The sequence below is a fragment of the Herbaspirillum frisingense genome, from assembly GCF_047325095.1.
Lineage (GTDB): Bacteria > Pseudomonadota > Gammaproteobacteria > Burkholderiales > Burkholderiaceae_D > Herbaspirillum > Herbaspirillum frisingense.
In genome coordinates this window covers 4,002,203-4,026,041 of the sequence record NZ_CP168558.1, presented here as the reverse complement: position 1 = coordinate 4,026,041, position 23,839 = coordinate 4,002,203, and the positions used below count along the sequence as shown (strand labels likewise).

The following is a 23,839-nucleotide window of genomic DNA, read 5'->3' as shown; positions in this document are numbered from 1 at the left end:
GGTTCCTTGTCGCTTTGTACTGTGGCGTAGGACGGCCGCTGGCGCCGCAGCCAGCGGCAGGGACGATTCAGGACTTGCCGGTGCTGCCGAAGCCGCCTTCGCCGCGCTCGGTTTCGGTAGAGAACTTGTCCACCATGCTCAAGGCCACCTGTACCACCGGCTGGAACATCAACTGGGCAATCCGGTCGCCCGGCTGCACGACGTAGTCTTCCTGGCCCGAATTGGCCAGGATCACGGCGATTTCACCGTGGTAATCGGCATCGATGACGCCGATGCCTTGTGCCACATGCAGCCCGTGCTTGAGCGAAAGGCCCGAGCGCGAGGCCACGATGGCCACCAGCGAGGGGTCCATCATGTTGATGGCCAGGCCGGTCTTGATCAGTTCGCGGCTACCGGCGCGCAGGGTGATCGGGGCTTCGATGCAGGCCCGCAGGTCCAGTGCGGCGGAGCCATCGGTGGCATAGCTGGGAACAGGGATCTGTTCGCCGAGAAGGGGGTTGACGATACGGGCTTCGATTCGACGATGCATATTTCTTCACGGGTGATGGAATGACAAGAATGCGCGCCAGGCTGGCGGCGTGCATCACCTAAGGCCGCAATTCTAGCAACTTCCATCTTGGAATGGATGTTTCTTGCCGCCCTGGCGAGAAGCGGGGATTGCCGCGCGAGTCCGTTGGTTCGGACAGCCTTGGTGCACTGCAATGTCCGATCGAGGTGCAATCGCGCCAATGTCGGGCCTGATGCCATGGCCGCCAGCGCCGTGGCAGGGCGGGAAGAATATCCCTGATCGGCTGCAAGCGCATGGCCCATGCGGCTTTCGGCGTCCTGTTGCCACCTCTGGCACAGTTTCTGCTCATGACCTCAGGCAAGATTATGCATTATGCATAATCAATGTCGCCACGCCGCATCGACGCGGCATGCGGGTCATCTTCCGTGCCATCCATGCCATTCAAGCAGTCTTCAGGAGCAGGAGCCCATGTCGGACCACCGTCTAGAAGTCGACAATCTGAGCCACGCCTTCATCAAGGCCAACGGCGAAGAAATCCGGATATTCCAGAACCTTCACTTCAATGTCGGCAAAGGTGAGATCGTCGCCATCGTCGGTCGCAGTGGCGCCGGCAAGAGTACGCTCTTCAACCTCATCTCGGGCCTGCTCAAGCCGACCGCCGGTCGCATCGTGCTGCAGCCGCGCGAGGATGGCCGCGCCGGCAGCATTGCCTACATGTTGCAGAAGGACTTGCTGCTGCCCTGGCGCACCATCCTCGACAACGCCGTGCTGGGCATCGAGTTGCAGCGCGATGTCACCGAGGCCGACCGTGAGCGCGCCCGCGCCATGCTCAAGCGCTACGGCCTGGACACCGTGGCGCAGTCCTATCCGCATGCGCTCTCCGGCGGAATGAAGCAGCGCGTGGCGTTATGTCGCACGCTGCTGGCCGATCCCACCGTGGTGCTGCTGGACGAACCCTTCTCCGCGCTCGACTACGAGACCCGCCTGATGCTGGAAAACGATGTCATCAGCCTCACGCGCAGCGAAGGCACCAGCGTCATCCTGGTGACCCACGACATCGACGAAGCCATCGCCATGAGCCAGCGGGTGGTGGTGCTCGGTGGACGTCCGGCGCAGATCATGCGCGAGCAGCACATCGTGCTCACGGTGGAGGGCAGCGATGGCCTGCGCGACGCCGTCAGCGCCCGGGGCGCGCCGGAATTCCCGCACTACCACAAAGAGATCTGGAACGCCCTGCGTGCCAGTGACGTCGCCCACGCCAGCACCTGAGGAGAGAGTGATGAAATCCAAAGACGGCAGCGCCACCGCCATCGTCGCCACCTTGCTGGTGGTGGCCGTCATCGTGTGGCAGATGGCGGCCCAGTCCAATCTGATCAACGGTCAGCTGCTGGGCTCACCGGCGGGCATCTACAAGTCCGCCGTGATCGGCCTGAGCCAGGGACAACTGCTCTACGACACCTGGGTCACGCTGGTGGAGACCCTGCTGGGCCTGTTGCTGGGCAGCGGCCTGGGCATCGCACTGGGGCTGGCGCTGTGGTTCTATCCGCGTACTTCGGCCATCGTCGAGCAGTTCTCCATCCTGCTCAACAGCATTCCCAAGATCGCGCTGGGGCCCTTGATCATCATCTGGTTCGGCTCGGGCATGGTCTCCAAGATCTGGCTGGCGGGGATCTCCACCTTTGCGGTGGCCATCATCTCTTCCTGCGCCGCCGCCCAGGAGGTCGACAAGGATCTCCTGAACCTGTTCAAGTCCTTCAAGGCCCAGCGCGCCAAGGTGTTCAAGAAGCTGATCCTGCCGGCGTCGGTGCCGTGGATCTTTTCCATCCTGCGCATCAACATCGGCTTCGCCCTGATCGGGGCGGTCGTGGGCGAATTCATCGCCTCCGAAAGCGGACTCGGGCATGCGGTCTTCGTGGCCGGCTCGCTGTTTGACCTCAATACCGTCTGGCTGGGCGTGATCATCCTCACGCTCATGGCGGCCTTACTCACCTGGCTGGTAAAACTGACTGAAGAAAGGGTAATTTCATGGAAAGGCGAACAATGAAGTCCATCCGCAAGGCAAGCGCAGCCGCACTGCTGTGCATCGGCTGTTTCGGGAGCAGCGTCGCGATGGCCGCCGAGAAGGCGGTGATCTACCAGGCCTTCCAGTCCATCCAGTATCTCCCCCTGTATGTCGCCATGGGCGAAGGACTGTTCGCCAAGCGCGGTCTGGAAGTGCAGAAGGTGACCGCCGGCGGGGGCGCCCAGGGTGTGGCGGCGGTCATTGGCGGTCATGCCGATTTCTCGCTGCAAGACCCGATGACGGCTGTGCTGGCCAATCTCAAGGGCGCGTCCTTGACCAATGTGGCCATGGTAGTGGCGGGCGTGCCGGTGTGGACGGTCGCGCCGGCCAATTCACCGATCAACTCCCTGGCCGACTTCAAGGACCGGACCATTTCCACCGCCATCCCGCCGTCGACCTCGACCTACCTGCTGCAGAACCTGCTCAAGGAAAAGGGCCTCAGTTCGGTCAAGCTCAATACGGTGGCCATCGGTACCGAGATTTCGCCGGTAGCCGCCGGCCGAGCCGATGCGGCGACGCTCTACCAGCCGCAGGTGGAGCAGGCGCTGGCCAACGGCTACAAGATCGTGCATGACTTCGCCAAGCAGTACAACGGTGTCTACGCCTTTTCCACGATTGATACCCTCAAGTCCACGGTGGAGAAAAAGCCGCAAATGGTGCAAAGCTTCGTTGCCGGTATCGCCGATGCGGAAAAGCTGATGCAGTCCAATCCGGAGGTGGCCTACAAGGTCGCCATCGCCGAGTTCCCGCAACTGGACCCGACGGTGGTACGCGCTGCCGTCAAACGCCTGCTGGAGCAGAAGGTCTACCCGGCCACCCCCGTCATCTCGCGTGAAGCCTTCCAGGCCGGACTGGATCTGCAGATTGCCATCGGCAACGTCAAGCCCGGGCAGGTCACCTACGAGAGCGCGGTCGACAACAGCTTCGCCGAAAAGACCACCAAGCCTTAAGATCTCCATGTGCCGCACCGTGCATCCTGCCCCCGGGCCTCGGATGCACGGCAGCCAGCCGGTCGCGCAATTGCAGTTGACCGTAGTTGATTGCGCAGTGGATTGGCAGCACGGCACCGCCACCCAGCAGCAGAGGAAGACGATCATGACCACAGAAGCGACGCAGACCGCACCCGCATCCGCAACCGCAACCGCATTTGCCCGCGACCCCAGCCCCCTGGCCACCGCCGTGGCGGCTGCCGACCATCTCGACGAGCGGCTCCGGGCCTTCGTCTGGCGCCCGGAGAGCTATCCCGCAACCCAGAACACCAGCGGGCCGCTGGCAGGCATCCCGGTGGCAGTCAAGGACCTCATCGATACTGCCGACATGCCCACCGCCTATGGTTCGGCGATCTTCGCCGGCCATCAACCCGCCGCCGATGCCTGGATCGTGGCCCGGCTGCGCCAGGCCGGTGCCATCATCTTTGGCAAGACCGTGACCACCGAATTCGCCTGGCGTGATCCCGGCGCCACCGTCAACCCCTGGCATCCGGGCTACACCCCCGGAGGTTCCTCCAGTGGCTCGGCGGCGGCAGTGGGCGCGGGCATCGTCGACATCGCCCTGGGTACACAGACGGTCGGCTCCGTCATCCGCCCGGCCGCCTATTGCGGCGCCTATGGCTACAAGCCGACCTTTGGCCGCATTCCCACCGAGGGCACGCACAAGCTCGCCCCCTCACTGGATCACCTGGGTTTCATCACCTCCAGTCTCTACTGGTCGGCGGTCATGCATGCCGTGATCGTGCGTGACGGCGCCATTGCACCGCCCGTCTCGGCGAGCGCCTTCCATGCCGGCGTCAAACCGGCCCGTGTCGGGATCTATCGCAGTTCGCGCTGGGCGCAGGTACAGGGTGACGTCCAGCAGAATGTCGACGGCGTCATCCGGCGCCTGGAAAGGCAAGGCGTTGCCTGCGTGCCGGTGGAATTGCCCGTCGACCTGGTCGAGATGCATGCCTTGATCAACGAGATCCTGGCCTATGAAGCGCGGGCCGCCCTGCGGGACGATATCCGCGGCAAGGAGGACCTGGCCGGTCCCAATATCCGCGCGCTTATCGAGGCCGGTGCCGCCATCAGCGATGCGCGCTACGAAGAGCTGTGCGCGCGGCTGGCCAGCCTCAGGGCCGAGCGTGATCGCGTCTTCGACGGGCTCGATGCGGTCCTGACCCTGCCTTCGCCGACCACCGCCTTGCCAGGTCTGGACAAGACCGGCGATGCGATCTTCTGCACCCCGGCGACCTTGCTGGGCTTACCGGCGGTGACCTTGCCGTCGGGGTATTCGTCCGACTTCCTGCCCTTCGGCGTGCAACTGATCGGCCCTGGCGACCAGGACCTGGCCTTGCTGCAGCACGCCCAATGGATCAGCACGATCCTGCCCACGATCCGGCCGGCGCAGCGGATGGAGAACTGAGCCGACCGGCGGGCGGAGCCGGCGCAAGGGCGCGCTTGCACCGGCCTGCGGGGCAGGCCACAATGAGGCTCCCCCCATCCTGCAGCCCGCTGCAGGGGGCGTGCCGTCCAGCTCAACGTGCTCATGTCAAAAGCCTTCAAAACCATAGAGCAGCAGGTCCTAAGCCAGCTGCGCAACGATATCCTGCGCGGCAACTATCGCCCCGGTGACAAGTTGCGCCAGGACGATGTCGCGCGCCGCTTCGAAGTCAGCACCACGCCCGTGCGCGAGGCCTTCCGGGGCTTGCGTTCGGAGGGGCTGGTGACCATCGATGCCAACAAGGGCGTGGTGGTCAAGGGACTCTCGGTGCAGGACGTGGCCGAGATCTATGAACTGCGCATCGTGCTGGAGCCGCTGCTGGCACGCAAGTCGGTCGCCTCGATCCGGCCCGATGCCCTGGAGGCAGCCACCGCGCTGCACGAGCAGATGTGCCGGGCCGACGACCCCCATGCCTGGGCGGCGCTGAACTGCGATTTCCATGATCACCTCATGCGCAGTGAACAGGGATCACGCCTGTACGAGATGGTCCGTAACCTGTTGCTGGTGGCCGCACCCTATGTCTCGCTGTCGATCTACCTGCTGCCGCAGATCCAGCTGACCGACAATGAAGAACACGCGCAGATTCTGCAAGGCTACCGGCAGCGCGATGCGGCCCTGGTCGAGCAGATCGTGCGCCAGCATCTGCAGCAGACGCTGGAGGCGATCCAGGATTCGGTCAACGAAGAGACCCTGGGCAGCGCGTTTCGCTAAACTGACTATTGCGCCATGCGGCGCGCAATCTCGCGGATCAGCTGGCGTGCCAGGGTCTGCTTGTCGGCGCGCGGCAGGGCGCTGTGGCCCTGGTCGTCGAACAGCAGCAGGGAGTTGTCGTCACGGCCGAAGGTCTGGTGGCCGATATTGCCGACCAGCAGCGGGATGTTCTTCTTGATCCGCTTGGCCGTGCCGTATTGTTCCAGGTTCTCCGATTCGGCCGCAAAGCCCACGCAATAGGGGCGTTGGGGCAGGGCGGCGACGGTGGCGAGGATGTCGGGGTTCTGCACGAATTGCAGTGCTGGCGTGTCCTGCTCGTTCTGTTTCTTCAGCTTCTGCGTGCTGGCATTGGCCACGCGCCAGTCGGCCACCGCCGCTACCGCCACGAACAGGTCTTGCCCGGTCACATTGCCCATCACCGCATCGTGCATCTGCTGTGCCGTCTGCACGTCCACGCGACGCACGCCATAGGGTGTCTCCAATGCCGTCGGGCCGGATACCAGCGTCACTTCCGCGCCCGCTTCACGTGCCGCCCGGGCGATCGCATAGCCCATCTTGCCCGAGGACAGATTGGTGATGCCGCGTACCGGGTCGATGGGTTCGAAGGTCGGCCCGGCCGTCAACAGCACGCGGCGGCCTGCCAGCAGCTTGGGCTGGAAGGCGGCGACGATCTCTTCCAGCAGTTGCATCGGTTCCAGCATGCGCCCTTCACCGACTTCGCCACAGGCCTGTGCGCCGGCATCGGGGCCGAGCAGCAGGATGCCGTCTTCCCTGATCTGGCGCACATTGCGCTGGGTCGCCGGGTTCTGCCACATCTCCACGTTCATGGCCGGTGCCACCATCAGGGGCAGCCGTGCCGGACGCGCCACGCACAGTGTCGAGAGCAGGTCGTCACAGGCGCCATGGGCCAGCTTGGAGATGAAGTCGGTGGAGCAGGGCACGATCACCACCGCATCGGCATCGCGGGTGAGGTTGATGTGCGGCATGTTGTTGTCCATGCGCGCATCCCACTGATCGGTATAGACCGGGTTGCCGGTCAGCGCCTGCAAGGTGACGGCGGTCATGAAATGGGTGGCCGCCTCGGTCATCACCACATGCACCGACGCCCCGGCGCGGCCAAGTTCGCGCGCCAGCATCGCGGCCTTGTAGCAGGCCACGCCGCCGGTCAGGCCCAGTACGATTTTCTTGCCAGCCAGTTCCATTGCTTGCTCCCTTGCGCCAGGTGGCGCGCCGCAGGTGGGTTGCCGTTCTTGTCGTTCTTACTTCCGGGAGACCCGGCGCAGTTCATCCACCACGAACAATACCGCACCCACGCAGATCGCACTATCGGCGATGTTGAAGGCCGGCCAGTGCCAGTTGCCGACATAGACGTCGAGGAAGTCGATCACGTGGCCATAGACCACGCGGTCGATCACGTTGCCGATGGCGCCGCCCAGGATCAGCGCCAGCGCCCAGCAGAACATGCGCTGGCCGGGATGCTTGCGCAGCAGGTGGATGATGAACACCGCCGCGCCGATGCCGATGGCGGTGAAGAGGTAACGCTGCCAGCCACCGCTGGCGGCCAGGAAGCTGAAGGCCGCGCCCTTGTTGTAGACCAGCACCAGGTTGAAGAAACCGGTCACCGGCAGCGATTCGCCGTAGTGGAACAGTTTCAGGATGGTGATCTTGGAGAGCTGGTCCAGCAGCAGCACGATGGTGGCGATGCCCAGCCAGGGCAGCAGGCCCTGGGTGGAAGAGGACGAGGCGGAAGAGGAGGAGCGCTTTTTGGTTGCCATGGATGTTCTTGTTTGAGTGAGCTGCCCGCTGCGCAGAGTGCAGCGGGCAGCTTGCAAGGCCGTCCTGCTTGGATCGGGTGATCAGGCGATCAGGTCATCAGGCGAAGCGACGCTTCTCGCCCTGGCCGAACAGGTTGCTCACGCAGCGGCCGCACAGGCCGGGATGCTCGGGATGAGACCCGACATCGGCGCGATAGTGCCAGCAACGTTCACATTTCTGCTGGGTCGAGGGCGTGACCACCACGCCTTCTTCCTCGGCGCTGGCCACGCGGGTCACGCTGGCTGCGGAGGTGATGAGCACGAACTTGAGGTCTTCACCCAGGCTCTCCAGCAGATCGGCCTTCTCGCCCGACACCTTCAGTTCCACCTCGGCCTGCAGGGAAGAACCGATGCTGCCGGCGATACGCACTTCTTCCAGCTGCTTGGTGACGGCGGCGCGCACTTCGTGCAGCACTGCGAACTTGGCCAGCAAGGTCTTGGCATCGCCCACTTCCGGCAGCGCGTAGTAGGTCTGCGAGAAGATGGTCTCGCCACTGGCCTCGAAGGCTTCCTTGCCGGCAAAGAAGCTCCAGGCTTCTTCGGCGGTGAAGGACAGGATCGGTGCCATCAGGCGCAGCAGCGACTGGGTGATGTGCCACACCGCGGTCTGGGCCGAACGACGCGCCGCCGAATCCACGCCGCTGGTGTAGAGGCGATCCTTGAGGATGTCCAGGTAGAAGCCGCCCAGGTCTTCCGAGCAATACATCTGCAGCTTGGCCACCACCGGGTGGAATTCGTAGGTCTCGAAGTGCGCCAGGACATCAGCTTGCAGGCGCGCCATGTTGGCGATGGCGTAGCGGTCGATCTCCAGCAGCTCGGCCACCGGCACGGCGTGCTGCGCCGGGTCGAAGTCGGCCGTGTTGGCCAGCAGGAAGCGCAGGGTATTGCGAATGCGGCGATAGGCTTCCACCACGCGCTTCAGGATCTCGTCCGAGATCGACAGTTCGCCCGAGTAGTCGGTCGAGGCCACCCACAGGCGCAGGATTTCCGCGCCCAGCGAGTCCGAGACCTTCTGCGGGGCCACCACGTTGCCCTTGGACTTGGACATCTTCTTGCCCTCGCCATCGACCACGAAGCCGTGCGTGAGCAGGGCCTTGTAGGGCGCGCGGCCATTCAACATGGACGAGGTCAGGAGCGACGAGTGGAACCAGCCACGATGCTGGTCCGAGCCTTCCAGGTACAGGTCGGCCGGGAACTGCGACTGCTGGCGGTGCGAACCACGCAGCACGGTCTGGTGGGTGGTGCCGGAGTCGAACCAGACATCCAGCGTGTCGCGGTTCTTGACGTAGTGCTCGGCATCCTCGCCCAGCAGTTCCTTGGGGTCCAGCGCCTGCCAGGCTTCGATGCCGCTCTTCTCGATGCGCTGGGCCACCTGTTCGATCAGCTCCGGCGTACGCGGATGCAGCTCGCCCGTTTCCTTGTGCACGAAGAAGGCCATCGGCACGCCCCACTGGCGCTGGCGCGACAGGGTCCAGTCCGGACGGTTGGCGATCATGCCGTGCAGGCGTGCCTTGCCCCAGCCGGGGAAGAAGGCGGTGTCCTCGATGCCTTGCAGCGCGGTCTGGCGCAGGCTGGGGCCGCCATCCTTGGGCGTGTTGTCCATGCTGGCGAACCACTGTGAGGTGGCGCGGTAGACGATGGGGGTCTTGTGGCGCCAGCAATGCATGTAGCTGTGGTCGAACATGACCAGCTTGAACAGCGAACCCACTTCTTCCAGCTTGGCGCAGATCGGCTTGGAGGCTTCCCAGATGGTCAGGCCGGCGAACAGCGGCAGCCAGGACGCATAACGGCCATCGCCCATGACCGGGTTGAGGATGTCGTCATCCTTCATCCCGTGCGCCTTGCAGGAGATGAAGTCTTCGATACCGTAGGCCGGCGCCGAGTGCACGATGCCGGTACCGCTGTCGGCGGTCACGTATTCACCCAGGTAGACCGGCGAGAGGCGGTCGTAGCCGGCATCGGCCTTGGCCAGCGGATGGTGGAAGCGGATCAGCGAGAGCTTCTCGCCGGTGGTGGTGGCGATGATCTTGCCTTCCAGGCCGAAGCGCTGCAGGCAGGATTCGACCAGGTCCTTGGCCAGGATCAGCAGCGTGGCTTCGCCGTTGCGGCTGGTCTCGACCAGCGCGTATTCGAATTCCGGGTGAACGTTGAGCGCCTGGTTGGACGGGATGGTCCAGGGCGTGGTGGTCCAGATGACGATATAGCCGTGGCGGGTCGGCAGGTCTGCCAGACCGAAGGCGGTGGCCAGCTTGTCGTGTTCAGCGAAGGGGAAGCCGACATCGATGGCCGGGTCGCGCTTGTCCTGGTATTCCACTTCCGCCTCGGCCAGGGCCGAGCCGCAATCGAAGCACCAGTTCACGGGCTTCAAGCCACGATAGACATAGCCCTTCTCCAGGATCGTGCCGAGCGCGCGCAGCTCATCGGCTTCGTTGGAGAAGTTCATGGTCTTGTAAGGGTTGTCCCATTCACCCAGCACGCCCAGGCGGATGAAGTCGGCCTTCTGGCGCTCGATCTGCTCGCCGGCGTAGGCACGCGCCTTGGCCTGCACTTCGGCCACCGGCAGGTTCTTGCCGAACTGCTTCTCGATCTGGATTTCGATGGGCATGCCGTGGCAATCCCAGCCCGGCACGTATTGCGCGTCGAAGCCGGCCATGTTGCGGGCCTTGACGATCATGTCCTTCAAGATCTTGTTGACGGCGTGGCCGATGTGGATGTCGCCGTTGGCATACGGAGGACCGTCATGCAGGATGAACTTGGGACGGCCGGCCGACGCCTTGCGGATACGTTCGTAGACCTTCTTCTCCTGCCACTGCTTGACCCATTGCGGCTCGCGCTTGGCCAGGTCGCCGCGCATGGGGAAGGCGGTCTCGGTCATGTTGACCGGGTATTTGGAGGGCGCCTTGCCGGCTTTTTCCGGTTTGCCGGGCTTGGCGGAGTTGTCGTTGCTGGACATGAGAAAGCTTTCCTTGGATGCAGTTTGATTCTGGCGCCGGGCGTGCTGACATGCGCGCTGGCGAAATGCGGATGGGGCGGCTGGACGACGGCGGAAGCGCTGCTCCGGCCATCGCCCAGCGTTCAAATTCGGTCGGTGGCCGAGACGGCGAAGCCGGCGTTCTCGCGGAACCAGGCGCGGGCATGGTCGACGTCGCGGGCGATGGCGGTGGTCAGTGTGGGCAGGTCCACGTACTTTTCCTCGTCGCGCAGCTTCTGCAGGAACTCGACCCGCACCAGCTTGCCGTAGCAATCGCCCTGGAAGTCCAGCAGGTGGGTTTCCAGCAGGACCCGCCCGCTGTCATCCACGGTCGGACGCACGCCCAGGCTGGCCACGGCCGGCAACGGCCGGTCCGCCAGGCCATGCACCTGCACCACGAAGATGCCCGACAGGGCCGGACGCTTGTGGCCCACGCGCATGTTCAGGGTGGGGAAGCCGATGGTGCGGCCCAGTTTCTTGCCATGGACCACGCGCCCGCTGATGGCGTAGGGGTGGCCCAGCAACTGGCGCGACAGGTCGAAGTCGCCCTCGGCCAGTGCCGCCCGCACGGCGGAAGAAGAGATACGCACACCGGCATTGGTCACCGTCGGCAGGGCATGGACCTCGAAGCCATGCTGGCGGCCGGCCTCGATCAGGGTGTCCAGGGTACCGGCGCGGCGCGCGCCGAAGCAGAAGTCGTCGCCCACCATCAGCCAGCGCACATGCAGGCCCTGTACCAGGATCTTCTCGATGAAGTCCTGCGGGGAGAGCGCGGCGAAGTGGCTGCCGAAATGCTCCACGACCACGCGGTCGATGCCGGAGTCGGCCAGCGATTGCAGCTTGTCGCGCAGGTTGGCGATGCGCGCCGGGGCGCGTTCGGGGGTGCCGGCCAGTTGGGCGAAGAATTCACGCGGATGCGGTTCGAAGGTCATCACCGCCGCGTCCAGGCCCAGTTTGCCGGCGGCCTCGCGCACGCGTGCCAGCAGGGCCTGGTGGCCCAGATGCACGCCGTCGAAATTGCCGATGGTCAGCGCGCACGGGGCGCGCGATTCGGCTGTGGGAAGTCCGCGAAATACCTTCATTGAGCCGCTGGAGAGATGCGCTGTTACAAAAGCCTTCCATTATAAATGGTTTCGGACGCTTTCCCTGATTTGGTGGCGGGATCGGGGGGATCAAGCGCCTGCTTGCGCATCTCAGGAAGCTTTTTTCACATTTCCCAATAGAAATATTGCTTTTCGTGCATGCCTGGCAGTCTTATCTCGGCTTGGCCAAGTTCAGCGCAGGGCCGGCACCGCTTCCGGCTCCTGCAACTGGCGCGCCTCGGCCAGCATCCAGATGGTGATCTTGCGCACCTCCAGCTTGCTCTGGGTGATGTGGGCGCGCAGCAGGATCTGCGCCTCGGTGGCGCGGCGCTTGGCCACCAGCTGCAGGATCTTTCCGTGTTCCTCGTAGGTGGCGTCGACGCGCTTCTTCTTGAGGAAGTCCAGGCGGCGCACGATGCGGATCTTTTCGGTGACCTCGGTATGGACCCGGGTCATCTCCTGGTTGCCGGCGGCGGCCACCAGGTTGGTATGGAAGGCTTCGTCCAGTTCGGCCACCTGCACCGCGTCGGCGAGCCGATCTTCCGGCTGTACCAGCCAGATCGCGTTCAGCTGCTCCAGGCCGGCGCCGGGCTCTTCCTGGCTGCACAGCTTTTCCAGCGCCGCCATCTCCAGCACGATGCGCAGGTCGTAGAGATTGTCGAGCCGGTCGAAATCGATGGGGCAGACCTTCCAGCCGCGCCGGAAGCCCACCTCCAGATAGCCCTCGCGCTGTAGCCGGAACAGCGCATCCCGCAGCGGCGTGCGCGAGACGCCCTGGCGCTGCGCCATCTCGGTCTCGGTGAAATTGTCGCCGGGCAGCAGGCGGAAGCTGAAGATGTCGTCCTTGATCCGGTGATAGACCTGTTCGGCGAGCGGATTGGCAACGGTGACGGTCATGGCGCGGGCATTCTGGTGTTCTCGGGAGGCGGTCTCATGCCATCAGGCTGACGTGGGCGGCGACGATGCGCCAGCCTTCTTCCATGCGGACCCAGGTCTGCATCTGACGGCCGATCCGGTCGGACGTGTGGTCCGTGAATTCGGTGGAGACGGTAGCATAGTCGGTGCCGAAGGTAGTGACAACGGTACGCTGCAGCTTGCGCGAGGCCGGTACCGGGGTGCAGGTCTTGCGGTACTGGCGGATCGCCTCACCACCCAGCAGTACCTCGCCCACGCCATAGCGCACCGTCTGCGGCGCATACCAGAACCAGCGGTCCAGGGTGGGGATGTCATTGACCAGCAAGGCGTATTCGTAATCGGTGAAGGCCTGTTCGACCTCGGCCACCACATGGGGCAGGTTCACTTGCATCATGGATTGTCTCCTGTGTAGGCAGCCACGCCGGCCTGCAGTTGTGCCAGCGGGGCACGCCAGCCGACGATGCCGCCCTGGGCCGTCAGCATCTCCAGCGTGGTGCGATGGAAGTCGGGGAAGTAGCTGGCGCAGGCATCCTCGATCACCAGGCATTCATAGCCACGGTCATTGGCCTCGCGCATCGAGGTCTGCACGCAAACCTCGGTGGTCACGCCGGCCACCAGCAGGTGGGTGATGCGACGCTCCTGCAGTTGTGCATGCAGGTCGGTGGCGTAAAAGGCGCCCTTGCCGGGTTTGTCGATGACCAGTTCGCCCTCCACCGGCGCCAGTTGAGGCAGGATCTGATTGCCCGGCTCGCCTTGCACCAGGATGCGGCCCATCGGTCCGACATCGCCGATGCCCAGCGTCGGGTTGCCGCGCAGGCGCTTGGAGCGCGGGCAGTCCGACAGGTCTGGCAGGTGCGATTCGCGGGTATGCACCACCAGCATGCCGGCCTCGCGTGCCAGCTGCAGCAGCGCCGCCACGGTCGGCACGATGGCCGCCAGCGGCCGCACGTCATTGCCGAGCGCACTGCCGAAGCCGCCTTCCTCGATGAAGTCGCGCTGCATGTCGATCACCACCAGCGCCGTGCTGCGCGGGTGGAACTGGTAAGGGTAGGGCGTGGCGTCGATACGGATCATGCGGCCTCGGCGTGAGTGGGTTGTTCGGAGTGGCCCGCCATCCAGCGGCCCAGCGCGGCGCGGTCGGCGCCCCGGGTGGCGACATCCTGCGCCACATGCACGATGCGGCCTTCGGTCATCACCAGGATGCGGTCGGACAGCTCCAGCAATTCGTCCAGGTCTTCGCTCACCAGCAACACCGCAGCTCCACGTGCGCGGGCCTGCAGCAGGCGGGCGTGGATGTCGGCCACCGAGGCGAAGTCCAGGCCGAACACCGGGTTGGTCACGATCAGTACGTTGGGGGCAGCGGCGCTGTCGCCATGATTGGCATCGCCAGCGGTCGCATGCTCGCCCAGTTCGCGGGCCAGCACGGCGCGCTGCACGTTGCCACCGGAGAGCGTGCCGATGGCGCGTTCCGGCAACGGCGGCTTGACGTTGAAGGCGCTGATGAGCGATTGCGCCTGGCGCTTCATGGCGGCCCGGTCGATGCGCCAGCCACCGCGTTTGAAGGGAGCGACGTCGAAGTTGCGCAGCGCCATGTTCTCGGCCACGCTCATGCCCGGGATGCAGGCATTGCGCAGCGGTTCTTCCGGCAACGCGAACACGCGCAGGCGGCGCATCTCGGCGCGGGTGGCGGCGTAGGGTGCGCCGGCTACGTGGATCTCGCCCTGCAGGTGACGGCGCTGGCCCAGCAGGGCTTCCACCAGTTCCTTCTGGCCATTGCCGGAGATGCCGGCCAGCCCCACGATCTCGCCCTGCCTGACCTGCAACGACAAGGCCCGCACCGCCGCCACGCCACGATCATTGTTGACCGTGAGATCGCGCACCTCCAGTCCCACCGACGCCTGCGCCGGCACCGCAGGGCGCGCCACCTGCGCCTTTTCCTGGCGGGCATGGCCCATCATCCAGTGCGCCAGCTCGTCCGGACTGGTATCGGCCACGCGGGCGCTGCCCACCAGCCGGCCCTTGCGCAGCACGGTGACATCGTCGGCATAGGCGCTCACTTCATGGAACTTGTGGGTGATCATCAGCACCGTCAGCTCCTGCTGGCGGGTCAGGGCGTGCATCAGGCCCAGCACTTCGTCGGCCTCCTGGGGCGTGAGCACCGAGGTCGGCTCATCCAGGATCAGGAAGCGACGCCGCAGGTAGAGTTGCTTGAGGATTTCCAGCTTCTGTTTTTCGCCGGCCGAGAGGCTGCTCACCGCCCGGTCCAGCGCCAGCCGGAAGGGCATGCGCGCCATGAATTCTTCCAGCGCCGCGCGTTCGCTGCCCCAGCGGATGCGCCAGGGCAGGTCGCCCCGTGCCAGCAGCAGGTTTTCAGCCACGTTCAGGCTGGGCGCCAGCGTGAAGTGCTGATAGACCATGCCGATGCCCAACTGGCTGGGCGTGCGCGCACCACGGATGTCCACCTCGCGCCGGTCGGCCATGACGCTGCCCTGGTCGAGCGGGCTATACCCCACCAGACCCTTGACCAGCGTGCTCTTGCCGGCGCCGTTCTCCCCCAGCAGGGCGTGGATGGTGCCGGCACGAATCTTCAGCGACACCTCGTCCAGCGCCCGGAAGCTGCCGAAGGACTTGCCGGCGCCGAGGATTTCCAGCTCAAGCGCGTGCATGATCAGGCCCCGATCACATCGATCAGCGCGGCCGAATCCGAGACCGCGCCGAAGACGCCACCCTGCATCTTGATCATCGACAGCGCTGCCAGGTGGTTGTTGTGGTCGGTGGCGCCACAGCAGTCGGAGAGCATCACGCATTCGAAGCCGCGGTCATTGGCCTCGCGCATGGTGGTGTGCACGCAGACATCGGTAGTGATGCCGGTCAGCACGATGTTGCGGATGCCCCGGGTGTGCAGGATCATTTCCAGGTCGGTGGCGCAGAAGGAGCCTTTGCCGGGTTTGTCAATGATGATCTCGCCGGCGATGGGCGCCAGCTCCGGGATGATTTCCCAGCCCGGCTCGCCGCGCACCAGGATGCGGCCGCAGGGACCGGCGTCGCCGATGCCCACGCCATTGGTACCGATCTGGCGCGAGCGCCAGCGCTTGTTGGCGGGCAGGTCGGAGAGGTCGGGGCGGTGGCCTTCGCGGGTGTGGATGATGGTGTAGCCACCGGCGCGCATGGCGGCCAGCACGCGCTTGATCGGCTCGATCGGCGCGCGCGTGAGCGAGAGGTCATAGCCCATCTTGTCGACGTAACCGCCGATGCCGCAGAAATCGGTCTGCATGTCGATGACGATGAGCGCGGTATTGGCCGGGGTCAGGGCGCCATCGTAGGGCCAGGCATAGGGTTCGGCCTTGATGAAGAGTTTGGACATGGTGGCTCCTAGGTTGATTATCGGGTCAGGCTCAGTTCGCCCGGGGCGCTGGACAGCGTGCGGTCGGGACGGCAGGTGAGGATCATGATCAAGAGCGTCAGCGCATAGGGCGCCGCATTGAAGAGGTAGTAACCGGAGGTCACGCCCACTGCCTGCAGCGCCGGGCCCAGCGCGCCGGCCGCGCCGAACAGCAGCGCCGCCAGCAGGCAGCGCCAGGGTTGCCAGCGCGCGAAGATCACCAGCGCTACCGCCATCAGGCCCTGGCCGCTGGAGAGACCTTCGTTCCAGCTGCCGGGGTAGTACAGCGAGAGATAGGCGCCGCCCACCGCTGCCAGGAAGCCGCCTGCGGCGGTGGCAGCAATACGCGTGCCGGTCAGGCGATAACCCAGTGCGCGGGCGGTTTCGGCATGGTCGCCCACCAGCCGCAGCGCCAGCCCCCAGCGCGTGGCCGACAGGCCCCATTGCAGCAGCAGGGCCAGCGCCACGCCGACGAAGAACAGCGCATTGATCTGCAGGGCGTGGTGCAAGCGCTCATTGCTGCTCCAGGCGCCCAGGTCGATGGAAGGCAGCATCGGCGCCTGCGGCTGGATGAAGGGCTTGCCCAGGAAGAAGGCCAGGCCGGTGCCCAGCAGCATCAAGGCAATGCCGAAGGCGATGTCGTTGACCCGTGGCAGCGAGCACACCACCCCGTGCAGCACCCCCAGCAGCAAGCCCGAGCAGCCCGCCGCCAGCACCCCCAGCCAGGCCGAGCCGGTGTAGAAGGAGGCCGCATAGCCGGTCATGGCGCCGCAGACCAGGATGCCTTCCAGCCCCAGGTTCACGCGTCCGCCTTTTTCGGTGAGGCATTCGCCCAGGCTGACGAAGAGGAAGGGCGTGCCGACCCGGATCGCCCCGGCGAACAGCGCCAGCAGCAGGGTCGCATAGTCGAAGTCATGCATGGCGGGACTCCTTGCTCGGGAGGGTTGGCGCCGCCTGCTGCCAGCGCAGCTTCAGGGCGGCCAGGCGGCCGGTGATGGATTCCCAGGCCAGCAGGTTGCAGAACAGCAGGCCCTGCAGCACCAGCGTGGTGGCGTCGGGCAGGTCCAGTCGGCGTTGCAGCAGGCTGCCGCTGGCTTCCACGCCACCGATGACGATTGCGCAGACAATGATGGCCAGCGGATTCTGGCGCGCCGCGAAGGCCACCAGGATGCCCGAGAAACCATAGCCGGCCAGTAGCGCACTGGTGGCGCTGCCTTGCACCGCGCTGACCTCGAACATGCCCGCCAGTCCGGCCGCCGCGCCCCCAGCGCGCAGGCCGTGAGCACCAGGCGATTGACCGACAGCCCCACCAGCCGCGCCGTGCGCACATTGCCGCCCACCACGCCCATGGCAAAGCCGGACACGCTATGGCGCAGGAACACCCAGGCCGCGATACAGGCGATGGCGCCCCAGGCCAGGCCCCAATGCACTTCCAGCCCCGGCAGCGAACCCACCAGGTAGGGATCCGGCAAGGGTAGGGTGGAGGGCTTGTTCAGGCTGGCCGGGTCGCGCAGCGGGCCTTCCACCAGATGCTTGAACACCGCCACGGCGAGATAGGACAGCAACAGGCTGGAGATCGTCTCGTTGACACCGCGCCACTGGCGCAGCCCACCGCACAGGGCGATCCACAGGCCACCGGCCAGCATGGCGGCCACGGCCATGAGCACCAGCATCACCAGCGCCGGCAGGCCCGGCAGCAGTTGCGGCATCACCGCAGCCGCCAGCCCGCCCAGCGCCAGCGCGCCCTCGCCACCGATGACGATCAGGCCCACCCGCGCCGGCAAGGCCACGCACAGGGCAGTCAGCAGCAGGGGCGCGGCACGTTGCAAGGTGTTCTGCCAGGCGAACAGGGTACCGAAGGCGCCCTGGTAGATCAGCAGGCAGGCATCGCCTGCCGGCTTGCCTTGCACCAGCAGGAACAGCACGAACAACAGCAGCGTGCCGGCCAGGGCGCACAAGGTCGGCAGGGCCGGCGCCACGCCATTGAGCAGGGCCGACCGCAGCCTGCGCCAGGGCGAGGCCGTCGGTCCGGTCGGCGCAGCCACGCCGGGAGCGGGGAGGGTAGTCATGGTGCCGTCCTGCGTGGTTGCGTCAGACCTGGCCGACCACGCCGGCCACCAGGTAATTCATCTTCTCCAGCGCCACATCGGTCTGGACCTGGGTGGTGCCGGCCGGGATCACGGTATTGCCCTTGTTGTCCTTGATCGGTCCCTTGAAGATCTGGAACTTGCCGGCCAGCATCTGGGCCTTGATCTCATCGGCCTTCTTCTTGGCCGGGGCGCTCACGGCTGCGCCATAGGGCGACATCTTCACGAAGTTGTCCTTCAGGCCGCCGCGCAGGAAGTTGATCATGGGCTTGCCTTCCAGCGTGGCCTTGACGATCTCGGTATAGGGGGTGGCCCAGTTCCACTCGGCGCCGGTGAGATAGCCCTTGGGCGCCAGCGAAGCCTGGCTGGCGTGATAGCCGGTGGTCATGATGCCGCGCTTCTCGGCGGTCTCGACGATCACCTTGGGGCCATCGACGTGGCAGGTGATGACGTCGCAACCCTGGTCGATGAGGCTGTTGGCGGCTTCGGCTTCCTTCACCGGCAGCGACCAGTCACCGGTGAAGATGACGTGGCAGGTGATGGAAGGATCGACCGACTGCGCGCCCAGGGTGAAGGCGTTGATGTTGCGCAGCACCTGCGGAATGGGCTTGGCGGCGATGAAGGCCAGCTTCTTGCTCTTGCTCATGTGGCCGGCCACTACGCCGGAGAGGTATTCGCACTCCTCGATGTAGCCGAAGAAGCTGCCCACGTTCATCGGGTGCTTGCCGGCGGTCCACAGGCCGCCACAGTGGGCGATGCGCACCTTGGGATATTTCTCGGCGATCTTCAGGACATGCGGGTCGAAGTAGCCGAAGGAGGTCGGGAACAGCAGGGTGGCGCCATCCTGCTGGATCATGGCTTCCATGGTCTTTTGCACGGCCACGGTCTCGGGGACCTTTTCTTCTTCGATCACCTTCACGCCCGGCATCTTCTTGATGATGGCGGCGGCTTGCGCATGCGACTGGTTGTAGCCGAAGTCATCGCGCGCGCCGACATAGATGAAGCCCACTGTCAGGGGACCTGCAGCCAGCAGGTCAAGCGGGAAGGCGGCGCCCAGGGCGGCGGCTCCGGACAGTTTCAGAAAATCGCGGCGGTTTTTCATGTTGTTGCGCTCCAGTCTAGGCGTGGGTGGGTGGTCGGGTGGTTGAATGCTCGGGTCGGTCTGTTGGCTGCGGATGGCGGCCAGGGGCTACGTCACTCAGGGTCAGGACAGGCTCAGTGTCCCCGGCGCCTGCATCCGCGCCGGTTTGCGCACTTCGCGCTGGAAGATTTCCATGGACAGCTTCTTGGCCGCGATGAAGCCCGCCTGCGACAGCGTCTCCACCGTGCGCGGTCGCGCATCCTGGTAATGCAAGATGTCTGCCACCGCCGTCGGGCGCTTGGTCAGCAGCAGGATCTGGTCGGCCAGGTAGACCGCTTCTTCCAGGTCGTGCGAGACCAGGACCATGGTGGTGCCGGTCTGCATGAAGACCTGCTGCAGCTTTTCGCGGATGAACAGCGTCATCTCGAAATCCAGTGCCGAGAAGGGTTCGTCCAGGAACAGCACTTCCGGCCCCGGCGCCAGGGCGCGCATGATGGAGGCAGTCTGCTGTTGGCCGCCGGACAGCTCGTAGGGGTAGCGCATGAGGTCGAACTTGACGTCGAAGGACGCCACCAGTTCGTCAACCCGGTGCTTGATCTCGGCCTTGGACTTGCCCTCCAGCTTCAATGGATAGGCGATGTTGTCGATGGTGCGCAGCCAGGGGAACATGGCGTCGCGGTAGTTCTGGAACACGTAGCCGATCTTGGTCTGGGCCAGCGACTTGCCGTCGAACAGGATCTGGCCGGCGTCGATGGGGATCAGCCCGGCGATCATGTTGATCAGCGTGGACTTGCCGCAGCCATTGGGGCCGAAGACCGAGACGATCTGGTGCTTGGGGATGTCCAGGTCGAAATTCTCGTACAGGGGCCAGCCGGCGAAATGCTTGGTCAGGCCGCGAATGGTGATATGGGTGCCTGGCGGCCCGGGAACGAACGGGGTTTCCGGGGGCAGGTCGATCTTGGGACTGATGACGACGCTCATCTTCCGCTCCAGTGGACGATACGTTTTTCGATGATGATGAAGACCACGTTCAGCACGTAACCGAGGGCGCCGGCCGAGAGGATGGCGGCATACATCTCGCGTACGTTGAGGACCTGCTGGGTGTCGATGATGCGGTGACCCAGGCCGTTTTCGGAGCCGATGAACATCTCCGCCACGATCACGATCACCAGCGCCATCGAGACCGCGCTGCGCAGACCTACGAAGGTGGCCTGCAGGCTTTCCCACAGCAGCACGTCGCAGAAGATGCGCCAGCGTGACGCCCCCATCACCTTGGCTGCCATGACGCGCTGCTTGCGCGCGTTGAGCACGCCATAGGCGCTGTTGAAGAGCACGATCAGGAAAGCGCCGAAGGCAGCGATGGCAACCTTGTTGATGTCGGAGACACCGAAGATCAGCAGGAACAGCGGGATCAGCGCCGACGACGGTGTGGAACGGAAGAAGTCGATCAGGAATTCCACGCTGCGGTAGGCGCGTTCATTGCTGCCCAACAGCACCCCGATGGGCACCCCCAGCACCATGGCAATGACGAAGGCCTCCAGCGTGCGCACCACCGTGACGCTGAAGTCCATCAGCAGCGGTCCGCCGGCCAGGCCCTTGAGCATGGCCATGAGCGTGGCTTCGGGCGGCGGCAGCAGGATCGCCTTGATCCAGCCGGCGCGCACCACCAGGTCCCACACCACGAACAGTGCGATGGGGCCGACGATGGGCAAGAGCCGGCCCAGCGCCGGACGCTTGCGCACGACGGTTGGCGGGGGTGGGGGCGAGGTCGCCGTGGGCTTGCTGGCGGCCACGGTCACGGAAGGAGCGACGGTCTCGTTCATGATGGCCTCAGCCCTTGTAGATCAGGTTATCGACCACGATGCGCTGCGAGAACACACCCTTCTCGACGAACAGGTCGTAGAACTTCTGGAAGTAGGCGATATCGCTGGGCTTGAACTCGTTGTAGAGCATGTAGGCCGCCAGCGGCACTTCATTGGTGAGCGAACCCTCGATGGCGGTATAGCCCTTGAGGTAGGTGCGTGCCTGGTCGGGCTTGCTGCGCACCAGTTCGATGCCACGCGCATAGGCGGCGATGTATTTGCGGGCCACTTCGGGATGTTTCTTGATGAATTCCGTGGTCAGCGCCGCCGCGCCGCCATGCCAGGGCGCCATCGGGTCGCCCAGGATGTACCTGGCGATCACGCCCGCTTCCAGCACGCGGGTGGTGTTGTTCATGCGGCCCACGGTGCCGGTGGGTTCCAGCGTATAGGCGGCATCGACCTGGCCGGCCGCCAGCGAGGCCACGTGCTGGCCGATGGGCAGTTCCACCACGGTGGCACCGGTGGCGCCGGCCCGTTCCAGCACGGTCTTGGCCAGCGTGACGTTCTGGATGCCGGGGCCGGAGGCGACCTTCTTGCCCTTCAATTCGGCAATCGATTTGACCGGGCTGTCCTTGGGCACCAGGAATTCATCGAGCACGTACTTGGCATTGCTGGGATTGGTGGCGAAGATCTTGAACAGGCCCGGCTGCGCGATCTCGCCGATGGCCAGGTTGCCGGCGCCGGTGCCATTGGCCGAGCCATCGGCACGGCCGGCCAGCATGGCCTCCATCACTTGCTGGGCACCGGCGAACTTGATGGCCTGCACGTCCAGCCCGGCTTCCTTGAAATAGCCCGCTTCCACGGCGGCGTAGAAGGGCAGGCCGGCGGCCACCGGCCAGTAGCCGATGCGGATCGGCGGCGTCTGCGCGCGCAGGATGGCCGGGGCGCCAGCGATGGCGGTGGTGGCCGCCACCAGACCGGCCCTGGCGATGAAGCGGCGGCGGGTGGTGTCCTGCAGGGGGGAGAGGATGTTCTTTTTCATGAGCAGCTCCGTGGTGAGGTGTCGGTCGTATCGGTCGTGTGAGTTAAGCGAATCGAGGTAGTGGACCCAGCCGCCGTGGTGGGTGATGTCGATGGCGCCGGCAATGCCGGCCGGCTCGCAGATGAAGCCCTTGACGCTGCTGCCGTCGGCCAGCTCCACCGTGCCGATGCCCAGCGGCGCCGGAATGGCGGCCACGAAGCCGCCGAACTGGCGCAGCGGCATTTCCCACACTTCCACTGCGATGGCCGCACCATCGCCTTCGGTGCGGGCCAGGCCGGGTTTGGGCGGTGTGGTGCCAGCCAGGGCATACAGGCGGTACTGGGCGGCGGTGCGGGTGACGGCTACGCGGCGTGCGCCGGCTTCCAGCAATTGCCAGTTCAGCGGCTGGCCGGAGAGGTGGGCGCCGACCACGCAGACCTTGATGGTGCTTTCATTGAAGGGCAGCGGCGCGGCGGCAATCGCATCGGCCTGGGCGGCACCGCCCAGTTGCTGCTGCAGGCGCGCGCCGGCCTCGGCCAGCAGGTGGTCGGACCCGGCCGGGCCGATCAGGGTCACGCCGGCCGGCAGGCCATCGCGCCGCCACACGCCAGGGATGGCCAGGGCCGCCATGTCCATCAGGTTGACGAAGTTGGTGTAGTAGCCCAGTTGCGAATTGCGCACCACCGGATCGGCCTGGACCTCGGCGATGGTGGGGAAGGTGGTGGTGGTCGGCACCAGCATCAGGTCGCTGCCTTCGAGCAGGTCTTCGGCCTCGCGTCGCAGGTCGGCCAGGCGGTACTGGGCATTGAAGGCGTCCACCGCGTCGTAATTGTCCGACTGGGCGGTGATCTGATGCACCACCGGGTCGATGGCCTGCGGGTTTTCCAGGAAGAAGTCGCCCAGCGCGGCGCGGCGTTCGGCCACCCAGGGGCCCTGGTACAACAGCTGCGCGGCATCGCTGAAGGCAGCGAAGGGAATGCGCGCCAGCGTCACGCCGGGCAGTGCCGCGATCTGCGCCAGGCTGCGCTCCCAGGCTTCCTGGGCGACCGTGTCGCCGTAGAACTCGCAGACATCAGGAATGGCGATGCGGTAGCCACGGCGCTTCACGCCCAGCATCGCCGGGCGGCGCGAATAGCCGTCCTCGGCGTCGTAGCCGGCGGCGCTGTGCAGCACGCGCCAGGCGTCGGCCACGTCGTGGGCGAAGATGGAAATGCAGTCCAGCGTGCGGCAGGCCGGCACCAGGCCACGTGCGCTGATGAGTCCCTTGGTCGGCTTGAGGCCCACCAGATGGTTGAAGGCGGCCGGCACGCGGCCCGAGCCGGCGGTATCGGTGCCCAGCGAAAACATCACCTGTCCCAGCGCCACGGCCACGGCCGAACCGGAACTGGAGCCGCCCGAGACATACTGCGGCTTGAGCGCATTGCGCACCGCGCCGTAGGGTGAGCGCACGCCCACCAGCCCGGTGGCGAACTGGTCGAGGTTGGTCTTGCCCACCAGCAGGGCGCCGGCGGCCTGCAGGCGCTGCACCACGGTGGCGCTCTCGCTGGCCAGACGGCCGAATTCGGGGCAGGCGCCGGTGGTGGACATGTCGGCCACGTCGATGTTGTCCTTGACCGCGAAGGGGATGCCGAACAGCGGCATGGTCTCGAACACTGCCTCGCCCTTGATCTGCAGCATCAAGTCCAGCGCCGCGGCCTGTTGCTTGAGCTGCTTGGGCGGCACCCGGCTGATCCAGACTTCATTGCGACCGGCGCTGTCGATGCGCGCCAGCAGATCGGCCACGATCTTGCCGGGGGTGCTGCGCCCCTCGCGGTAGGCGGCCAGGGTGGCGGCGATGGTGGGGATGTCCGTACCGGCGCTGGCGTGGATATCGGCGGCTTGGAAGGCAGCTTGTTGCGGGGTCTGGGTGGCGTTCATTTTGGATATTC

The 23,839-nt window shown here is 65.4% G+C and carries 20 protein-coding genes and 2 pseudogenes; 5 read left to right on the top strand and 17 right to left on the bottom strand.

Annotation, left to right across the window (positions count from 1 at the left end; translation table 11 throughout):
• Window positions 1-67: 67 nt before the first annotated feature.
• On the bottom strand, window positions 68-529 hold the full coding sequence (dut, locus tag ACEOAC_RS18535) for a dUTP diphosphatase (protein ID WP_006463163.1): 462 nt from the start codon (window positions 527-529) through the stop codon (window positions 68-70).
• Between the two features lie 447 nt (window positions 530-976).
• Here dut and ACEOAC_RS18530 point away from each other — a divergent pair, with 447 nt between their 5' ends.
• The 5 genes from ACEOAC_RS18530 to ACEOAC_RS18510 all read left to right on the top strand — a co-directional run bounded on the left by ACEOAC_RS18530 (window position 977) and on the right by ACEOAC_RS18510 (window position 5,756).
• The gene (locus ACEOAC_RS18530) at window positions 977-1,777 is read left to right on the top strand and encodes an ABC transporter ATP-binding protein (RefSeq protein ID WP_006463162.1); all 801 of its coding nucleotides are present in this window, start codon (window positions 977-979) and stop codon (window positions 1,775-1,777) included.
• Window positions 1,778-1,787: 10 nt separating this feature from the next.
• A complete protein-coding gene (locus ACEOAC_RS18525) occupies window positions 1,788-2,552 on the top strand; it encodes an ABC transporter permease (protein WP_006463161.1) in 765 nt (254 codons plus the stop codon).
• Window positions 2,549-3,520, top strand: coding sequence for an ABC transporter substrate-binding protein (locus ACEOAC_RS18520; protein WP_233207486.1), 972 nt, complete (start codon window positions 2,549-2,551; stop codon window positions 3,518-3,520). Before ACEOAC_RS18525 ends, ACEOAC_RS18520 begins: the two co-directional genes overlap by 4 nt.
• A 145-nt stretch (window positions 3,521-3,665) precedes the next feature.
• Entirely contained in the window at window positions 3,666-4,967 is a 1,302-nt protein-coding gene (locus ACEOAC_RS18515; RefSeq protein ID WP_413628505.1) for an amidase, read from the top strand.
• Between the two features lie 123 nt (window positions 4,968-5,090).
• Window positions 5,091-5,756, top strand: coding sequence for a GntR family transcriptional regulator (locus ACEOAC_RS18510; RefSeq protein ID WP_006463158.1), 666 nt, complete (start codon window positions 5,091-5,093; stop codon window positions 5,754-5,756).
• Between the two features lie 5 nt (window positions 5,757-5,761).
• On the opposite strand, the gene coaBC is transcribed toward ACEOAC_RS18510, so the two are convergent.
• The 16 genes and pseudogenes from coaBC to atzF all read right to left on the bottom strand — a co-directional run.
• Window positions 5,762-6,958 carry a bifunctional phosphopantothenoylcysteine decarboxylase/phosphopantothenate--cysteine ligase CoaBC gene (gene coaBC / locus ACEOAC_RS18505; RefSeq protein WP_413444616.1) on the bottom strand — a complete coding sequence of 399 codons (1,197 nt, stop codon included), beginning with the start codon at window positions 6,956-6,958 and terminating at the stop codon, window positions 5,762-5,764.
• A 57-nt stretch (window positions 6,959-7,015) separates the two neighbouring features.
• A complete protein-coding gene (lspA, locus tag ACEOAC_RS18500; protein WP_006463156.1) occupies window positions 7,016-7,531 on the bottom strand; it encodes a signal peptidase II in 516 nt (171 codons plus the stop codon).
• Between the two features lie 97 nt (window positions 7,532-7,628).
• Complete coding sequence (ileS, locus tag ACEOAC_RS18495; RefSeq protein ID WP_413444617.1) at window positions 7,629-10,523, bottom strand: isoleucine--tRNA ligase; 2,895 nt, start codon at window positions 10,521-10,523, stop codon at window positions 7,629-7,631.
• 122 nt (window positions 10,524-10,645) lie between these two features.
• Entirely contained in the window at window positions 10,646-11,623 is a 978-nt protein-coding gene (locus ACEOAC_RS18490; protein ID WP_241811964.1) for a bifunctional riboflavin kinase/FAD synthetase, read from the bottom strand.
• A gap of 192 nt (window positions 11,624-11,815) precedes the next feature.
• Window positions 11,816-12,520: a GntR family transcriptional regulator gene (locus ACEOAC_RS18485; protein WP_234295873.1), complete on the bottom strand. Its 705-nt coding sequence runs from the start codon at window positions 12,518-12,520 to the stop codon at window positions 11,816-11,818.
• A gap of 34 nt (window positions 12,521-12,554) precedes the next feature.
• Window positions 12,555-12,932: an oxalurate catabolism protein HpxZ gene (gene hpxZ / locus ACEOAC_RS18480; protein ID WP_006463152.1), complete on the bottom strand. Its 378-nt coding sequence runs from the start codon at window positions 12,930-12,932 to the stop codon at window positions 12,555-12,557.
• On the bottom strand, window positions 12,929-13,612 hold the full coding sequence (locus ACEOAC_RS18475; RefSeq protein ID WP_241811963.1) for a cysteine hydrolase family protein: 684 nt from the start codon (window positions 13,610-13,612) through the stop codon (window positions 12,929-12,931). Before ACEOAC_RS18475 ends, hpxZ begins: the two co-directional genes overlap by 4 nt.
• Complete coding sequence (locus ACEOAC_RS18470) at window positions 13,609-15,204, bottom strand: ABC transporter ATP-binding protein (RefSeq protein WP_413444618.1); 1,596 nt, start codon at window positions 15,202-15,204, stop codon at window positions 13,609-13,611. Before ACEOAC_RS18470 ends, ACEOAC_RS18475 begins: the two co-directional genes overlap by 4 nt.
• Before the next feature lie 2 nt (window positions 15,205-15,206).
• On the bottom strand, window positions 15,207-15,902 hold the full coding sequence (locus ACEOAC_RS18465) for a cysteine hydrolase family protein (protein WP_241811961.1): 696 nt from the start codon (window positions 15,900-15,902) through the stop codon (window positions 15,207-15,209).
• A 17-nt stretch (window positions 15,903-15,919) separates the two neighbouring features.
• Window positions 15,920-16,840 (bottom strand): ABC transporter permease, encoded by a 921-nt coding sequence (locus tag ACEOAC_RS18460; protein ID WP_006463148.1) that lies wholly within the window; start codon window positions 16,838-16,840, stop codon window positions 15,920-15,922.
• Window positions 16,833-17,989: pseudogene (locus ACEOAC_RS18455) on the bottom strand (ABC transporter permease). Before ACEOAC_RS18455 ends, ACEOAC_RS18460 begins: the two are co-directional and overlap by 8 nt.
• Window positions 17,990-18,011: 22 nt before the next feature.
• Window positions 18,012-19,109: a BMP family ABC transporter substrate-binding protein gene (locus ACEOAC_RS18450; protein WP_006463146.1), complete on the bottom strand. Its 1,098-nt coding sequence runs from the start codon at window positions 19,107-19,109 to the stop codon at window positions 18,012-18,014.
• 102 nt (window positions 19,110-19,211) lie between these two features.
• A complete protein-coding gene (locus ACEOAC_RS18445) occupies window positions 19,212-20,069 on the bottom strand; it encodes an ABC transporter ATP-binding protein (RefSeq protein ID WP_413445571.1) in 858 nt (285 codons plus the stop codon).
• Window positions 20,066-20,911, bottom strand: a complete 846-nt coding sequence (locus ACEOAC_RS18440) for an ABC transporter permease (protein ID WP_006463144.1) — start codon at window positions 20,909-20,911, stop codon at window positions 20,066-20,068. Before ACEOAC_RS18440 ends, ACEOAC_RS18445 begins: the two co-directional genes overlap by 4 nt.
• A gap of 7 nt (window positions 20,912-20,918) precedes the next feature.
• Window positions 20,919-21,932, bottom strand: a complete 1,014-nt coding sequence (locus ACEOAC_RS18435) for an ABC transporter substrate-binding protein (protein ID WP_413628917.1) — start codon at window positions 21,930-21,932, stop codon at window positions 20,919-20,921.
• Between the two features lie 42 nt (window positions 21,933-21,974).
• Window positions 21,975-23,828, bottom strand: a pseudogene (gene atzF, locus ACEOAC_RS18430) (allophanate hydrolase); the annotation flags it as partial.
• Window positions 23,829-23,839: the final 11 nt, after the last annotated feature.

What these genes read in the sequence shown, in the direction of transcription:
- dut (WP_006463163.1), bottom strand. Translation starts at nt 529, where the DNA reads ATGCATCGTCGAATCGAAGCCCGTATCGTCAACCCCCTTCTCGGCGAA.
- ACEOAC_RS18530 (WP_006463162.1), top strand. Translation starts at nt 977, where the DNA reads ATGTCGGACCACCGTCTAGAAGTCGACAATCTGAGCCACGCCTTCATC.
- ACEOAC_RS18525 (WP_006463161.1), top strand. Translation starts at nt 1,788, where the DNA reads ATGAAATCCAAAGACGGCAGCGCCACCGCCATCGTCGCCACCTTGCTG.
- ACEOAC_RS18520 (WP_233207486.1), top strand. Translation starts at nt 2,549, where the DNA reads ATGAAGTCCATCCGCAAGGCAAGCGCAGCCGCACTGCTGTGCATCGGC.
- ACEOAC_RS18515 (WP_413628505.1), top strand. Translation starts at nt 3,666, where the DNA reads ATGACCACAGAAGCGACGCAGACCGCACCCGCATCCGCAACCGCAACC.
- ACEOAC_RS18510 (WP_006463158.1), top strand. Translation starts at nt 5,091, where the DNA reads ATGTCAAAAGCCTTCAAAACCATAGAGCAGCAGGTCCTAAGCCAGCTG.
- coaBC (WP_413444616.1), bottom strand. Translation starts at nt 6,958, where the DNA reads ATGGAACTGGCTGGCAAGAAAATCGTACTGGGCCTGACCGGCGGCGTG.
- lspA (WP_006463156.1), bottom strand. Translation starts at nt 7,531, where the DNA reads ATGGCAACCAAAAAGCGCTCCTCCTCTTCCGCCTCGTCCTCTTCCACC.
- ileS (WP_413444617.1), bottom strand. Translation starts at nt 10,523, where the DNA reads ATGTCCAGCAACGACAACTCCGCCAAGCCCGGCAAACCGGAAAAAGCC.
- ACEOAC_RS18490 (WP_241811964.1), bottom strand. Translation starts at nt 11,623, where the DNA reads ATGAAGGTATTTCGCGGACTTCCCACAGCCGAATCGCGCGCCCCGTGC.
- ACEOAC_RS18485 (WP_234295873.1), bottom strand. Translation starts at nt 12,520, where the DNA reads ATGACCGTCACCGTTGCCAATCCGCTCGCCGAACAGGTCTATCACCGG.
- hpxZ (WP_006463152.1), bottom strand. Translation starts at nt 12,932, where the DNA reads ATGATGCAAGTGAACCTGCCCCATGTGGTGGCCGAGGTCGAACAGGCC.
- ACEOAC_RS18475 (WP_241811963.1), bottom strand. Translation starts at nt 13,612, where the DNA reads ATGATCCGTATCGACGCCACGCCCTACCCTTACCAGTTCCACCCGCGC.
- ACEOAC_RS18470 (WP_413444618.1), bottom strand. Translation starts at nt 15,204, where the DNA reads ATGCACGCGCTTGAGCTGGAAATCCTCGGCGCCGGCAAGTCCTTCGGC.
- ACEOAC_RS18465 (WP_241811961.1), bottom strand. Translation starts at nt 15,902, where the DNA reads ATGTCCAAACTCTTCATCAAGGCCGAACCCTATGCCTGGCCCTACGAT.
- ACEOAC_RS18460 (WP_006463148.1), bottom strand. Translation starts at nt 16,840, where the DNA reads ATGCATGACTTCGACTATGCGACCCTGCTGCTGGCGCTGTTCGCCGGG.
- ACEOAC_RS18450 (WP_006463146.1), bottom strand. Translation starts at nt 19,109, where the DNA reads ATGAAAAACCGCCGCGATTTTCTGAAACTGTCCGGAGCCGCCGCCCTG.
- ACEOAC_RS18445 (WP_413445571.1), bottom strand. Translation starts at nt 20,069, where the DNA reads ATGAGCGTCGTCATCAGTCCCAAGATCGACCTGCCCCCGGAAACCCCG.
- ACEOAC_RS18440 (WP_006463144.1), bottom strand. Translation starts at nt 20,911, where the DNA reads ATGAACGAGACCGTCGCTCCTTCCGTGACCGTGGCCGCCAGCAAGCCC.
- ACEOAC_RS18435 (WP_413628917.1), bottom strand. Translation starts at nt 21,932, where the DNA reads ATGAAAAAGAACATCCTCTCCCCCCTGCAGGACACCACCCGCCGCCGC.